This window comes from Streptomyces sp. CA-251387 (assembly GCF_050936625.1).
GTDB lineage: Bacteria > Actinomycetota > Actinomycetes > Streptomycetales > Streptomycetaceae > Streptomyces.
The window spans coordinates 1,632,744-1,646,483 of record NZ_JBNJMJ010000001.1; the positions used below are offsets into that span (position 1 = coordinate 1,632,744).

Consider the following 13,740-nt stretch of genomic DNA (forward strand, 5'->3'; position numbering starts at 1 on the left):
CCGCACTGACATCGACGTCGGAGCGGGTCGTCAGGCCCAGAGCTGGCTGCCCCAGCGGGTGAGGATCAGCATGACGATGACGCCGCAGTGCGTCACCGGAAGCACCCAGGTGAACTCGGCGAGGAAGTTCTTCAGCGGACGCGGGGCGGGCAGGAAACCGTTACGGACGTTGAACGAGGTCAGGTACCAGAACATCGTGATCGTCGCGGCCCAGGCGAGCGAGCACCACAGGCACAGCGCGTTGATGCGGTACAGCGACTGGAACATCAGCCACGTGCAGAAGACGACACCGAAGAGCGTGCCGGCGTTGAAGGTCAGCCAGTACCAGCGCGGGAAGCGGGCGCGGGCGAGCAGGCTCATGCCGACGCAGATGACGATGCCGTAGCAGACGAGGCCCAGCATGGGGTTGGGGAACCCGAAGACGGACGCCTGCTTGCTCTCCATGATGCTGCCGCAGGAGACGATCGGGTTGAGACTGCAGCCGGGCGTGAAGGTCTTGCCCTCGACCTTGGCCTCGAGGATCTTGAACTTGTCGATCGTGATGACCCACGCAGCAAGAAGCCCCGCCGCGCCGGTGATCACCAGCATCAGGGCGAACGCACGGCTGCCGCCCACCGAACCGGGCGCGGCCTCGGCACGCTCCGGCTCGGGTTCGGTGGAGACGTCTTTGACTGTCGTCTTGCTCATCACGCCGATTCCGTCACTTGAGAGTTGGACCTTCTCCGGGCACGGCACATTGTGCCGTACACGCCCGCGTGCCCGCCGTTCACTGGGCATAAGGAAATACGCGCGATCACGCGGAGGCGCTCGGTTCAGGACACCCTCGGAACAGCAAAGGAGGGGAACCCGGCAGGGTCCCCCTCCTTTCCGGAATTCAGCCCAATCGGGCTTCCAGCTCCGCCACGATCTCGTTGACGCCGACGGCCGCCTGCTCGCCGGACTCCATGTCCTTGAGCTGGACGACGCCTTCGGCGAGGTCGCGTTCGCCGGCGACGATCGTGTAGCGGGCGCCGCTGCGGTTGGCGTTCTTCATGGCGCCCTTGAGGCCCTTGCCGCCGTAGGAGAAGTCCGCCGCGATGCCGACCTTGCGCAGCTCGGTGACCTTGGCGAACAGGACCCGGCGGGCCTCCTCGCCGAGCGGCACCGCGAACACGCTGGTGGACGCCAGGAGTTCGAGCTCCACGCCCTCCGCCTCCAGGGCCAGGACGGTGCGGTCGACGCCGAGGGCCCAGCCGACGGACGGCAGCGCGGGGCCGCCGATCATCTCGGACAGGCCGTCGTAACGGCCGCCGCCGCCCACCGCGGACTGGGAGCCCAGACCGTCGTGGACGAACTCGAAGGTCGTGCGCGTGTAGTAGTCCAGGCCGCGCACCAGCTTCGGGTCGTCCTCGAAGGAGACGCCCGCCGCCGTGATCAGCTCGCGGACCTCCTCGTGGTACGCCTTGCAGGCGTCGCAGAGGTAGTCACGCAGGAGCGGGGCGTCTCCGAGCTGCTTCTGGACCGACTCGCGCTTGTCGTCCAGGACGCGGAGCGGGTTGATCTCGGCGCGACGGCGCGTGTCCTCGTCGATGTCCAGGCCGCGCAGGAAGTCCTGCAGCGCGGCCCGGTAGACCGGGCGGCACTCCTTGTCGCCCAGGCTGTTCAGCAGGATCCGGAAGTTGCTCAGGCCCAGCGAACGGTAGGCCTGGTCGGCCAGGATGATCAACTCGGCGTCCAGCGCCGGGTCCTCGGCGCCGATCGCCTCGGCGCCGACCTGGGAGAAGTGCCTGTAGCGGCCCTTCTGCGGGCGCTCGTAGCGGTAGTAGGAGCCGGAGTACCAGAGCTTGACCGGGAGGTTGCCCGCCTTGTGGAGGTTGGCCTCCAGCGCCGCGCGCAGGACCGAGGCCGTGCCCTCGGGGCGCAGGGCGAGCTTGTCGCCGCCCTTGGTCTCGAAGGCGTACATCTCCTTGGTCACGATGTCGGTCGACTCGCCCACGCCGCGCGCGAAGAGTTCGACGCTCTCGAAGCCGGGCGTCTCGATGTAGCCGTAGCCGGAGTTGCGCAGCGGAGCCGCGATCGCCTCACGGACGGCCAGGTACTTGGCGGAGTCCGGCGGGATCAGGTCGTACGTGCCCTTGGGGCCTTGAAGGTGCTCACGGAAGGTCTCGTCACATTCCTCGTCGGGGAGCCTCCTGGGCTCCCAGGCCGGCGGCCACCTGCCGCAGATACGGGTTGGTGGCGCGCTCCTGGCCGATGGTCGTCTGGGGGCCGTGGCCGGACAGCACCACGGTCGAGTCGTCGAGCGGCAGGCACACGCGAGCCAGCGAGTCGAGGATCTCGGCCATGTCACCGCCGGGCAGGTCGGTGCGTCCGATGGAGCCGGCGAACAGCAGGTCGCCCGAGAACAGGATCGGCGGGATGTCCGCCGCCTCGGGCAGGCCGAAGGTCACCGACCCCTTGGTATGGCCCGGCGCGTGCGCGACCGCCAGCTCCAGGCCGGCCAGCTCCAGCTTCGAGCCGTCGGTCAGCTCCTTGACGTCGTCCGGCTCCCCGATGGTCAGCTCGCCCATCAGCGGCATCCCGATGGAACGGCCGAGCGCCTTCTCGGGGTCGCTCATCATGTACCGGTCCTCGGGTGGATCCAGGCCGGTACGTCGTGCGCCCCGCACACCGGGACGACCGAGGCCACGTGATCGAGGTGGCCGTGGGTGAGGACGACGGCGACGGGCTTGAGCCGATGCTTCTTCAGCGCTTCCTCGACTCCTGGGGCCGCCTCGTGGCCCGGGTCGATGATCACGCACTCCTCACCGGCGGCGGGGGCGACGAGATAACAGTTCGTCCCCCAGGCCCCGGCGGGGAACCCGGCAATGAGCACGATCGTCCTTCGTTTGTGTCGACACAGGTGGGTTGTCGGCGGGCTCCGCCTGTCGTCAGAGCCTACCGGCGCTGCCGATTCCTCAGCGAACCCATATACGGTACGGGGCACACGCAGGCGATCGGCTCATTGGACGCACGCGTACCGGTCGACACATACGACGCATGAGGAGAGAACCCGGTGGTCAGCCAGGAACAGCGGCGGCGTCAGCTCGCCCGGGAGAAGTTCTTGCGGCAGCAGCAGCGGCGCACGGCCGCCCGGCGCAAGGCGCGCACGCGCAACGCGGCGATCGCGTCGGCGCTCGCGGTGGTCATCATCGGCAGCCTCGCGCTGTACACGACCGGGGTCCTCAAGGGCGACGACGACAGCAAGACGAACGCGAACGCGGAGGTCACGCCCAGCGCGACCAGCAAGGCCCCCGACCCGTGCGAGAAACCCGCCGCGGGCAAGGTCAAGACGGCTACCTGGAAGAAGGAGCCGGAGATGACCATCGACAAGTCGGCGAAATACACGATGAAGCTGGCGACGACATGCGGTGACATAGACATCGCGCTCAAGACGTCGGCCGCGCCGCACACCGTCAACTCGTTCAACTTCCTCGCCGGGAAGGGCTACTTCGACCACTCCAAGTGCCACCGGCTGACCGACAACCAGATCTATGTGCTGCAGTGCGGCGACCCGACGGGCACCGGCACCGGCGGTCCCGGGTACACCATCCCCGACGAGAACCTGAAGGACAAAAGCCTCAAGGGCAACGTCTACCCCGCGGGCACCGTCGCGATGGCGAACACCGGGCAGAAGAACACCGGCGGCAGCCAGTTCTTCCTGGTCTACCAGGACAGTCAGCTTCCCCCGAGCTACACACCGTTCGGTACCGTTTCCGAATCCGGCATGAAGGTACTCAAGAAGATTGCGGACGCCGGGGCCCAGCCTGCCGACCCCACGACCCAGAACACCGCACCCAACGCGACGGTCGTGATCAACAAGGCGACGGTCACCAAATCCTGACCCCCAGCTGGGAAATTTCGGTCGCGCGGGATGCGGACAGGCAACCCGCCGGTCGCCTATGTTGGCCGTGACGAAACTGTGGACGATGCCCGGGGGAACACAAGCCCCTCGCAGGCATCATGTGGAGGAGGCGCTGTGAGCAGCGACCCGTGGGGCCGCGTCGACGAGACGGGGACCGTGTACGTGCGTACGGCCGACGGCGAGCAGGTCGTCGGTTCCTGGCAGGCCGGCTCCCCTGAGGAAGCGTTGGCCTACTTCGAGCGCAAGTACGAGGGCCTGGTTGTCGAGATCGGCCTCCTCGAGAAGCGAGTGAAGACCACCGACCTGTCGGCGAAGGACGCCCAGGCCGCGATCGACCACATCCGTGAGCAGGTCGACGCCCACCACGCGGTCGGTGACCTGGACGCCCTGCGGACCCGTCTGGACAAGCTGGTCGAGACCGTCGAGAAGCGCCGCGAGGAGCGCAAGGCGCAGCGGGCGAAGCAGTCGGACGAGGCGCGCCACGCCAAGGAGGCTCTGGTCGTCGAGGCCGAGGAGCTGGCGCAGTCCGACCAGTGGCGGGCCGCCGGTGAGCGGCTGCGGTCCCTGGTGGACACCTGGAAGGGTCTGCCGCGCCTGGACCGCAAGTCGGACGACGAGCTGTGGCACCGCTTCTCGCACGCCCGGTCGGCGTTCTCCAAGCGCCGCAAGGCGCACTTCGCGCAGCTGGACGCGCAGCGCGAGGAGGCCCGCAAGGCCAAGGAGCGGCTGGTCGCCGAGGCCGAGTCGCTCTCCGGTTCGACCGACTGGGGTCCGACGGCGGCGCGCTACCGCGAGCTGATGTCGGAGTGGAAGGCCGCCGGCCGCGCCCAGCGCGAGCACGAGGACGACCTGTGGAACCGCTTCCGCGGCGCCCAGGACATCTTCTTCGCCGCCCGCAGCTCGGTCTTCGCCGAGCGCGACGCCGAGCAGGCCGAGAACCTGAAGCTGAAGGAGGAGCTGGCCGAGGAGGCCGAGAAGCTCCTGCCGATCGGCGACCTGAAGGCAGCGCGGGCCGCCTTCCGCTCGATCAACGAGCGCTGGGAGGCCATCGGCCATGTGCCGCGCGACGCCCGCCCGAAGGTCGAGGGCCGGATGCACGCCGTGGAGCGGGCCCTCCAGGAGGCCGAGGAGACCGAGTGGCGCCGGACCAACCCGGAGGCACGCGCGCGTGCCGAGGGTCTGACCGGTCAGCTCCAGGCCGCCGTGGACAAGCTGAAGGGCCAGATCGAGCAGGCGCGCGCCCAGGGCAACAACGCCAAGGCCGACAAGCTGGAGCGTGAGCTGGAGGGCCGCCAGGCGCTGCTGGACCAGGCGCTGAAGGGCCTGCAGGAGTTCGGCGGCTAAGGGCTGCCGGCAAGCTGGCGAAAGCCTTTACGACGAGAAGGGGCCCCGTACGCGTGTACGGGGCCCCTTCTCGTCGTATGACTACGCCCGGCTGCGCGCCGACGTCACCCGGTACACGTCGTACACGCCCTCCACTCCCCTGACCGCCTTCAGGACGTGCCCGAGGTGCTTCGGGTCGCCCATCTCGAAGGTGAAGCGGGAGGTGGCGACGCGGTCGCGGGAGGTCTGGACGGCCGCGGACAGGATGTTGACGTGCTGGTCGGACAGGACGCGGGTGACGTCCGACAGGAGCCGGGAGCGGTCCAGGGCCTCGACCTGGATGGCGACCAGGAAGACCGAGGACTGGGTGGGCGCCCACTCGACCTCGAGGATGCGCTCGGGCTCGCGGGACAGTGACTCCACGTTCACGCAGTCGCTGCGGTGAACCGATACTCCGCTACCGCGCGTGACGAAGCCGATGATCGGGTCGCCGGGTACGGGTGTACAGCAACGGGCCAGCTTGACCCACACATCCTCGACGCCCTTGACGACGACGCCCGGGTCGGCGCTGGAGCGCCGTTTGCGGCTGCGACCGCGGGTCGGCGGGACCGCCTCGTCGATCTCCTCGGTGGCGGCCTCCTCGCCGCCGAGCGCCTGCACGAGCTTCTGTACGACGTTCTGGGCGGAGACATGGCCCTCGCCGATCGCCGCGTACAGCGCGGAGATGTCCGGGTAGCGCATCTCGTGCGCCAGCGTGACCAGCGAGTCGCCGGTCAGGATGCGCTGGATCGGCAGGTTCTGCTTGCGCATCGCCCGGACGATCGCGTCCTTGCCCTGCTCGATCGCCTCGTCGCGGCGCTCCTTGGAGAACCACGCCCGGATCTTGTTGCGGGCGCGCGGCGACTTCACGAAGCCGAGCCAGTCGCGGGAGGGGCCCGCGCCGGGCGCCTTCGAGGTGAAGACCTCGACCAAGTCGCCGTTGTCCAGGGTGGATTCGAGCGGGACCAGACGTCCGTTGACCCTCGCGCCTATCGTGCGATGGCCGACCTCGGTGTGGACGGCGTAGGCGAAGTCGACCGGAGTGGCACCTGCCGGGAGCGCTATGACGTCGCCCTTGGGGGTGAAGACGAAGACCTCGTTGCGGGACAGGTCGAAGCGCAGGGACTCCAGGAACTCGCCCGGGTCCTCGGTCTCCTTCTGCCAGTCCAGCAGCTGGCGAAGCCACGCCATGTCGTTGAGGTGGTCGTCCTTGCCCTTGCCGGACGACTTGGGAGCGTCGGTGCGGACCTTGGAGGCGCCGGCGACGGCCTCCTGCTTGTACTTCCAGTGCGCGGCGATGCCGTACTCGGCACGGCGGTGCATGTCGAACGTACGGATCTGGAGTTCGACCGGTTTGCCGTTGGGGCCGATGACCGTCGTGTGCAGCGACTGGTACATGTTGAACTTGGGCATCGCGATGTAGTCCTTGAACCGGCCGGGGACCGGGTTCCATCGCGCGTGCACGGTGCCGAGGGCGGCGTAACAGTCGCGGACCGTGTCGACAAGTACACGAATACCCACGAGGTCGTAGATCTCCGCGAAGTCACGGCCGCGGACGATCATCTTCTGGTAGACGCTGTAGTAGTGCTTCGGGCGGCCGGTGACGGTCGCCTTGATGCGGGCGGCGCGCAGGTCCTGCTGGACCTCGTCGGTCACTATGGCCAGGTACTCGTCACGCTTCGGTGCCCGCTCGGCCACCAGCCGTACGATCTCGTCGTACATCTTGGGGTAGAGGATCGCGAAGGCGAGGTCCTCCAGCTCCCACTTGATGGTGTTCATGCCGAGGCGGTGGGCGAGGGGCGCGTAGATCTCGAGGGTCTCGCGCGCCTTCTTCTCCTGCTTCTCGCGCTTGAGGTAGCGCATGGTGCGCATGTTGTGCAGGCGGTCGGCGAGCTTGATGACCAGGACACGCGGGTCCTTGGCCATGGCTACGACCATCTTGCGCACGGTCTCGGCCTGCGCCGCCTCGCCGAACTTGACCTTGTCCAGCTTGGTGACGCCGTCGACGAGCAGGGCGACGGAGTCGCCGAAGTCGCGGCGGAGCTGGTCGAGGCCGTACTCGGTGTCCTCGACGGTGTCGTGCAGCAGGCCCGCCATCAAGGTGGCCGGATCCATGCCCAGCTCGGCGAGGATGGTGGTGACCGCCAGCGGGTGGGTGATGTACGGGTCGCCGCTCTTGCGCTTCTGGCCGCGGTGCCAGCGCTCGGCGACCTGGTAGGCCTTCTCGATCTGCCGGAGCGTGGCCGTCTCGATCTTCGGGTCGTTGCTGCGCACTATCCGCAGCAGCGGCTCCAGCACCGGGTTGTACGGGTTGGAGCGCTGGACGCCGAGGCGGGCGAGGCGGGCGCGGACGCGGTTGGAGGAGCCGGTGCGGGCCGGCTGACCGGTGTTCGGGCGTACCGGTGCGGTCGCGGGGCGCTCGGGTGGGGCCGGCTTGGGGCGGGCCTGCTCGGCGGGCTTGTCGACCGGTGCGGACTGGGCATGCTCGACCGCCCCACGCGGGTCGTTCTTCGCGTGCGACGCGTTCGGCGCGGGCTTCGCCGCGGGCGCCGAGGCGGACTCGGGCTTGGCGGCGGTCAGGTGCTGGGCCTCGTCTGGCAAGAGGGCTCCTCGTGCGCGATCCGGGTCCCCCGGTCAGGCTCCGGAGACCCCATGGTAGCGATCCTGGGCCCCAGGATCGCCTTCAGCCTGATGTGAGGGCCGTCTACCGGTGAAACGCGAGGGGCTGCCGCGGGATTCCTGCGGCGCCGTCGGCGCGGTGTGCCACGGGTGGCGCCGACAACATTTCCTGCGGTTGTCACGGGGCTTGCATACGCCCGTCGGACGGGGCGTGCGCGGGGCGCGCAGCGCGTATTTCCAGCCAGGCCGTACGCCGGCCGAGGCGCTGGAGGCGTTGGACAAGTCGCGCCCCACGGCGGACAAACACCGGCGCCGCCCGCGTCACTCCCGCCGAGGCGCCGCCGTACGGCACCGGAGCCATCGCCCGGGGCGGGCGCCGTCCCACGCGCGGCCACGCCCTCCATGTGGCCATCGCGGGGCGCCTGCCCGTACAGGAGCGCCCCCGTATGCGTATGCCGCGCGCCTCGGGTACAGGCGCGCGGCATAGGTTGCGGTTCCCAGGCCCCGCGTGGTGCGGAGCGCTTCGCGGGTCAGACCGTGAGCAGCGACTTCAGTGGGGCTCCGGCCAGGGCCGGTTCCAGGCGGGCGCGGCCGCCGAGGAAGCCGAGTTCCATCAGGACGGCCAGGCCGGCCACCTCGGCGCCGGCCCGGCGGATCAGCTGGATCGAGGCCTCGGCGGTGCCGCCCGTCGCCAGGACGTCGTCGATGACCAGGACACGGTCACCCGATGCCAGGTCCTCGGCGTGCACCTCGATCTCCGCCGAGCCGTACTCCAGGTCGTACGCCTGGCTGAGCGTCGCACCGGGGAGCTTGCCAGCCTTGCGCACCGGGATGAAGCCGACGCCCGCGCGGACGGCGACCGGGGCGCCGAGGATGAAGCCGCGGGCCTCCAGACCGACGATCTTCGTGGCACCGGTGTTCCCGGCGATCTCGGCCAGGGCGTCGGTGAGCGCCGTGAACGCCGCCGGGTCCGCCAGGAGCGGGGTGATGTCCTTGAACATCACGCCCGGCTCCGGGTAGTCGGCCACGTCACGGATACGGCTGAGCAGGAGCGTCGTGACGTCTGCGAGCTCGGTCATCGGCGCTTCCCCGAGGGTCGGCCACGGCCCCGGCCGCGGGACGCGGGCTGGTTGCGCGGGCCGACGACCGCGGGGGCTGCGTCCTCCGGCTCGTCGGTGTGTGCCTCGTCGTCGACCTGGGCGGCCGGCGACTCACCCTGCGCCGCAGCCTGGGCACGCTTGGCGAGCACCCGCTTCTTCAGGGCCTTCATCTGCGGCTCGCGCTCCTTGAGGTCGGCGACGAGCGGCGTGGCGATGAAGATCGAGGAGTACGCACCGGCCGCGAGGCCGACGAACAGCGACAGCGAGATGTCGTTGAGCATGCCGGCGCCGAGGAAACCGCCACCGATGAACAGCAGGCCGGCCACCGGCAGCAGCGCGACCACCGTGGTGTTGACGGAGCGGACCAGCGTGCTGTTGATCGAACGGTTGGCGACATCGCTGTAGGTCCAGCGGGTCTGCTTGGTGATGTCCTTTGTCTGCTCCTTGAGGCTGTCGAAGACGACGACCGTGTCGTAGAGCGAGTAACCGAGGATTGTCAGCAGACCGATCACCGTGCCCGGTGTGACCTCGAAGCCGACGAGGGCGTAGATGCCCACCGTGATGGTGATGTCGTGGATCAGGGCGACGAACGCGGCGAGCGCCATACGCCACTCGAACGCGATCGCCAGATAGATCACCACGAGGATGAGGAAGATCCCCAGGCCCTGCCATGCCTTGTTGGCGATCTGCTCACCCCAGCTGGGGCCGACCAGCTCGCCGGTGACGTCCTTCTCCGCGACGCCCAGGTCCTTGGCCAGCTCCGCCGAGACCTTGTCGGCCTGCTTGGTGTCGATGCCCGCGACCTGGATGCGCAGCTGGCCCTTGCCGAGCTGCTGCACGATCGCGTCGTGACCGGACGCCTCTTCCGCGTACTCCTGCGCCTGGCTCACCGAGACGCTGGTCTTCGGGGTGGTGAAGACCGCTCCGCCCTGGAACTCGATGCCCATGTTCAGGCCGCGCACCGCCAGGCCGACGATGGCCGTGATGGTGATCAGGATCGAGATGCCGTACCAGATCTTGCGGTTGCCGACGAAGTCGTAGCCGACCTCGCCACGGTGCAGTCGGGCGCCGAGGTTGCCGAGCTTCGACATTCTCACGCCTCCTTCGTCTCGACGGGGGCGGAGGGACGGCGGGTGCGGCGCAGCGGGGGCTGGGCACCCAGTCGCTTGGGATCGAGGCCGGACCAGCTGTGTCCGCTCGCGAAGAACTTGCTGCGGGCCATGATCGTCAGCAGCGGCTTGGTGAACAGGAACACGACGACCACGTCGAGCAGGGTGGTCAGGCCGAGGGTGAACGCGAAGCCCTGGACCTTGCCGACGGTGACGATGAACAGCACCGCGGCGGCGAGGAACGACACGAAGTCGGAGACCAGGATGGTGCGCCGGGCGCGCGGCCAGGCCCGCTCGACGGCGGGGCGCAGCGAGCGGCCCTCGCGGATCTCGTCACGGACACGTTCGAAGTACACGATGAACGAGTCCGCCGTGATGCCGATGGCGACGATGGCACCGCAGACGGCCGGCAGGTTCAGCGCGAAGCCGATGGTCGGGCCGAGCAGCGACATGAGCGTGTAGGTCAGCGCGGCGGAGACCAGCAGCGAGAGGATGGCGATCAACGACAGGCCGCGGTAGTAGACCAGCAGGTAGATGACGACCAGGGCGAGACCGATCGCACCGGCGATCAGACCGGCCTGCAGCTGCTCGGTGCCGAGCGCGGCGGTCACCGTGGTGACGCTGTCCTCGCTGAAGGACAGCGGCAGGGCGCCGTACGACAGCATGTTCGCGAGGCTCTTGGCCTCCTCCTGGCTGAAGCTGCCGGAGATCTGGGCCTTGCCGCCGGCGATGGTGCCCTGAACGAAGGGGTGGGAGACGACCTCGTCGTCCAGCACGATCGCGAACTCGTTCTGTGGGCTGGTCTGCTTCGCCAGCTCGGCGGTGACGTCGGCGAACTTCTTGGCACCGCTGGAGTCGAAGGTCATGTCGACCTGCCAGCCTGCGGCGCTCTGGGTGTTGAAGCTCGCCTGGGCCTTGGTGATGTCGGTGCCGTCGACATCGACCGGGCCCAGCAGGAACTTGCTCCACACCTTGCCGTCCTGGCCACAGGCGACCGTCGGCTCGTCCCTCTTGGCTCCCTTACCGGCGGCCGCACGCTGTTTCGGATCGGTGCAGTCGAGCGCCGCGTACTTCTTCTCCAGATCGCCGGACGTGGAACCGGCACTGCTGGACGCGGACGGCGAAGGGCTGCCGGAGGCCTTGGAGTCGTTGCTCGCGGACGGTGTGGCGTCCGCCTTCAGCGCGTCGGTGACGGCACGGCCCTGCGTGGTGGCGGTGGCCGACGGACTGGTCGCGGAGTCCTTGTCGCCGGTCTTGTCGGTACTGGACGGGCTCGGGGAGCCGCTCGCGCTCGGGGTCGGAGTCGCGGTGGACGCGCCGGTGGCAGCTTCCCGCTGCAGGACCGGACGGAAGTACAGCTTGGCGGTGGTGCCGACCTGGGCCCGGGCTTCCTTGGAGTTCGTGCCCTTGGGGATGTTGACGATGATGTTGCGATCGCCCTGGGTCTGTACCTCGGACTCCGAGACGCCCAGACCATTGACACGGCGTTCCATGATCTCGACCGCGGTGTCCATGTTGGTCTTGTTGATCGCGGATTCCTGGCCGGGCTCGGCTTCCGCGCGCAGCGTGATGCTCGTGCCGCCGGCCAGGTCGATGCCAAGACGCGGAGTGGTGTGCCCCGAGGCGAACATCCCCCCGGTGAGCGCCGCGATGGCGATCAGGATGAGGGCCAGCGAGCGCCCTGGCTTGCTCTGGGCGCTCGCGTTCCGGCCCTTCTTAGGTGCTGCCACCTTCTCGTACTCCCTCTCGGGCCGCCTCGCTCCGGATCAGCGGGCGGGCGGCCATCACATGGTGTCGGGATCCCCGTGCGAGATCGGCATGCCCGGGGGCGCGCAGGCGTCGCCTGCGCGCCCCGGCACATGGCTACTTCGCGTCGGAGTCGCCGTCGGTCTTCTTCGGCTCGTCGTCCGCCTTCGCCTCGGCGGCCACGGCCTCCTCGGACGGCTTCTCGGCCTCGTCCTTCTCGTCCTTCTTGCCGAAGTCGACGGGCTTGTCGTCGGAGGCGGCGGCAGCGGCGGGCTCGTCGGCCTCGGTGAGGGAGGAGGCGTCGTCGGGGACGACGTCGGACTTCAGGTCGTGCTCGATGCCGTGCACGATGCGGTTGTACTCGTCGTCGGAGAGGACGGCACCGATCGCGTTCTTGGCGAAGAGGAGCTCCACGCCCGGGCCGGCGTCAAGGAGGACGGTGTCGTCGCTGACCTCCTTGACGGTGGCGTACATGCCTCCGATGGTGCGGACACCGGATCCGGGCTGCATCTGGTTCCGCATGTCGGCGGCCTGCTGCTGCTTCTTCTTGGCCGACCGGGTCATCAGGAACATGGCCCCGATGAGCACGATGAACGGGAGGAGGGTCACGAGACTCACGGGTCGGAACTTCCTTCACACGACCGCGATGGTGAGCGGCCTTGATGGTTGGGGGATTTTGTGCGCCGCCGACAAGGGCGGCATCGGCGGAGTCTAAGCGAGTCTCCGCGCAGGGAACAACGCTCAGCATGGCACCGGGGTTCCTGCTCCGGCCACTGAGCTCGCCGTCATGGCGGCATCACGGTGCCGTCACGCCCCGAACAGGTCCTGTTGTCCGTTTCCCGCAGCTGACGAGCGGGGCGGGGTGAGGCCGAGATGCGCCCATGCGGCGGGCGTGGCGACCCTGCCGCGCGGGGTGCGGGCGAGCAGACCCTCCCGGACGAGGAAGGGTTCGGCGACCTCCTCGACGGTCTCGCGCTCCTCCCCCACCGCGACGGCGAGCGTGGACAGGCCGACCGGGCCACCGCCGAACAGCTTGAGCAGGGCTTCCAGGACGGCGCGGTCGAGGCGGTCGAGGCCACGGGCGTCGACCTCGTAGACGGCGAGGGCGGCTGCGGCGATGTCCTTCGTGATGATCCCGTCGGCCTTGACCTGGGCGTAGTCGCGGACGCGGCGCAGCAGGCGGTTGGCGATACGGGGTGTGCCGCGGGAGCGGCCGGCGATCTCGGCGGCGCCGTCGGCCTCGATCTCGACGTCGAGGAGGCCGGCCGATCGGTGGATGACGCGCTCCAGCTCGACGGGCTCGTAGAACTCCATGTGCGCGGTGAAGCCGAAGCGGTCGCGCAGCGGGGGTGGCAGCAGGCCCGCGCGCGTGGTGGCGCCGACCAGGGTGAACGGGGGCAGCTCCAGCGGGATGGCGGTGGCGCCCGGCCCCTTGCCGACGATCACGTCGACGCGGAAGTCCTCCATCGCCATGTACAGCATCTCTTCGGCGGGCCGGGACATGCGGTGGATCTCGTCGAGGAAGAGGACCTCGCCCTCCTGGAGGGAGGAGAGGATGGCGGCGAGGTCGCCGGCGTGCTGGATGGCGGGGCCCGACGTGATGCGGATGGGAGCGCCCATCTCGGCCGCGATGATCATCGAGAGGGTCGTCTTGCCGAGGCCGGGGGCGCCGGAGAGCAGCACATGGTCGGCGGTGGCGCCACGCGCGCGTGCGGCGCGCAGGACGAGGTCGAGCTGTTCGCGGACCTTCTCCTGGCCGATGAACTCGCCCAGGTCCTTCGGGCGCAGCGCGGCCTCGACGGCCTGGTCCTCACGGTCGGCGGACGCACCGACGAGCCGCTCGGTGGCGGGGGTGTCGGTGGTGTCGTCCCAGTTCACTGCGGTTCTCCTAGCTGGGGTGTGCCGGGGAGGGTCGGTCGGC

General features: G+C 69.1%; 9 protein-coding genes and 2 pseudogenes. 2 read left to right on the plus strand and 9 right to left on the minus strand.

Going from position 1 to position 13,740, the window contains the following annotated elements; genetic code table 11:
* Positions 1-30: 30 nt before the first annotated feature.
* The 3 genes and pseudogenes from ACQEV2_RS07110 to ACQEV2_RS07120 all read right to left on the minus strand — a co-directional run bounded on the left by ACQEV2_RS07110 (position 31) and on the right by ACQEV2_RS07120 (position 2,854).
* Complete coding sequence (locus ACQEV2_RS07110; RefSeq protein ID WP_433037724.1) at positions 31-687, minus strand: vitamin K epoxide reductase family protein; 657 nt, start codon at positions 685-687, stop codon at positions 31-33.
* 187 nt (positions 688-874) lie between these two features.
* Positions 875-2,136 (minus strand): annotated as a pseudogene (hisS, locus tag ACQEV2_RS07115) (histidine--tRNA ligase).
* An 11-nt stretch (positions 2,137-2,147) separates the two neighbouring features.
* Positions 2,148-2,854 (minus strand): annotated as a pseudogene (locus ACQEV2_RS07120) (MBL fold metallo-hydrolase).
* Between the two features lie 180 nt (positions 2,855-3,034).
* On the opposite strand from ACQEV2_RS07120, the gene ACQEV2_RS07125 reads away from it, so the two are divergent.
* Together ACQEV2_RS07125 and ACQEV2_RS07130 are read left to right on the plus strand one after the other, a co-directional pair.
* Positions 3,035-3,862, plus strand: a complete 828-nt coding sequence (locus ACQEV2_RS07125) for a peptidylprolyl isomerase (protein ID WP_433037726.1) — start codon at positions 3,035-3,037, stop codon at positions 3,860-3,862.
* A 135-nt stretch (positions 3,863-3,997) separates the two neighbouring features.
* Entirely contained in the window at positions 3,998-5,227 is a 1,230-nt protein-coding gene (locus tag ACQEV2_RS07130; RefSeq protein WP_433037728.1) for a DUF349 domain-containing protein, read from the plus strand.
* Positions 5,228-5,308: 81 nt separating this feature from the next.
* On the opposite strand, the gene relA is transcribed toward ACQEV2_RS07130, so the two are convergent.
* The 6 genes from relA to ruvB form a co-directional block, all read right to left on the minus strand.
* On the minus strand, positions 5,309-7,846 hold the full coding sequence (relA, locus tag ACQEV2_RS07135) for a GTP pyrophosphokinase (RefSeq protein ID WP_433037730.1): 2,538 nt from the start codon (positions 7,844-7,846) through the stop codon (positions 5,309-5,311).
* A 548-nt stretch (positions 7,847-8,394) separates the two neighbouring features.
* Positions 8,395-8,943, minus strand: a complete 549-nt coding sequence (locus ACQEV2_RS07140) for an adenine phosphoribosyltransferase (protein WP_433037732.1) — start codon at positions 8,941-8,943, stop codon at positions 8,395-8,397.
* On the minus strand, positions 8,940-10,055 hold the full coding sequence (gene secF / locus ACQEV2_RS07145; protein ID WP_433037734.1) for a protein translocase subunit SecF: 1,116 nt from the start codon (positions 10,053-10,055) through the stop codon (positions 8,940-8,942). Before secF ends, ACQEV2_RS07140 begins: the two co-directional genes overlap by 4 nt.
* 2 nt (positions 10,056-10,057) lie before the next feature.
* Positions 10,058-11,803 carry a protein translocase subunit SecD gene (secD, locus tag ACQEV2_RS07150; protein WP_433037736.1) on the minus strand — a complete coding sequence of 582 codons (1,746 nt, stop codon included), beginning with the start codon at positions 11,801-11,803 and terminating at the stop codon, positions 10,058-10,060.
* Positions 11,804-11,936: 133 nt separating this feature from the next.
* On the minus strand, positions 11,937-12,437 hold the full coding sequence (gene yajC, locus ACQEV2_RS07155; RefSeq protein WP_433037738.1) for a preprotein translocase subunit YajC: 501 nt from the start codon (positions 12,435-12,437) through the stop codon (positions 11,937-11,939).
* A 189-nt stretch (positions 12,438-12,626) separates the two neighbouring features.
* Complete coding sequence (gene ruvB / locus ACQEV2_RS07160) at positions 12,627-13,697, minus strand: Holliday junction branch migration DNA helicase RuvB (RefSeq protein ID WP_433037740.1); 1,071 nt, start codon at positions 13,695-13,697, stop codon at positions 12,627-12,629.
* Positions 13,698-13,740: the final 43 nt, after the last annotated feature.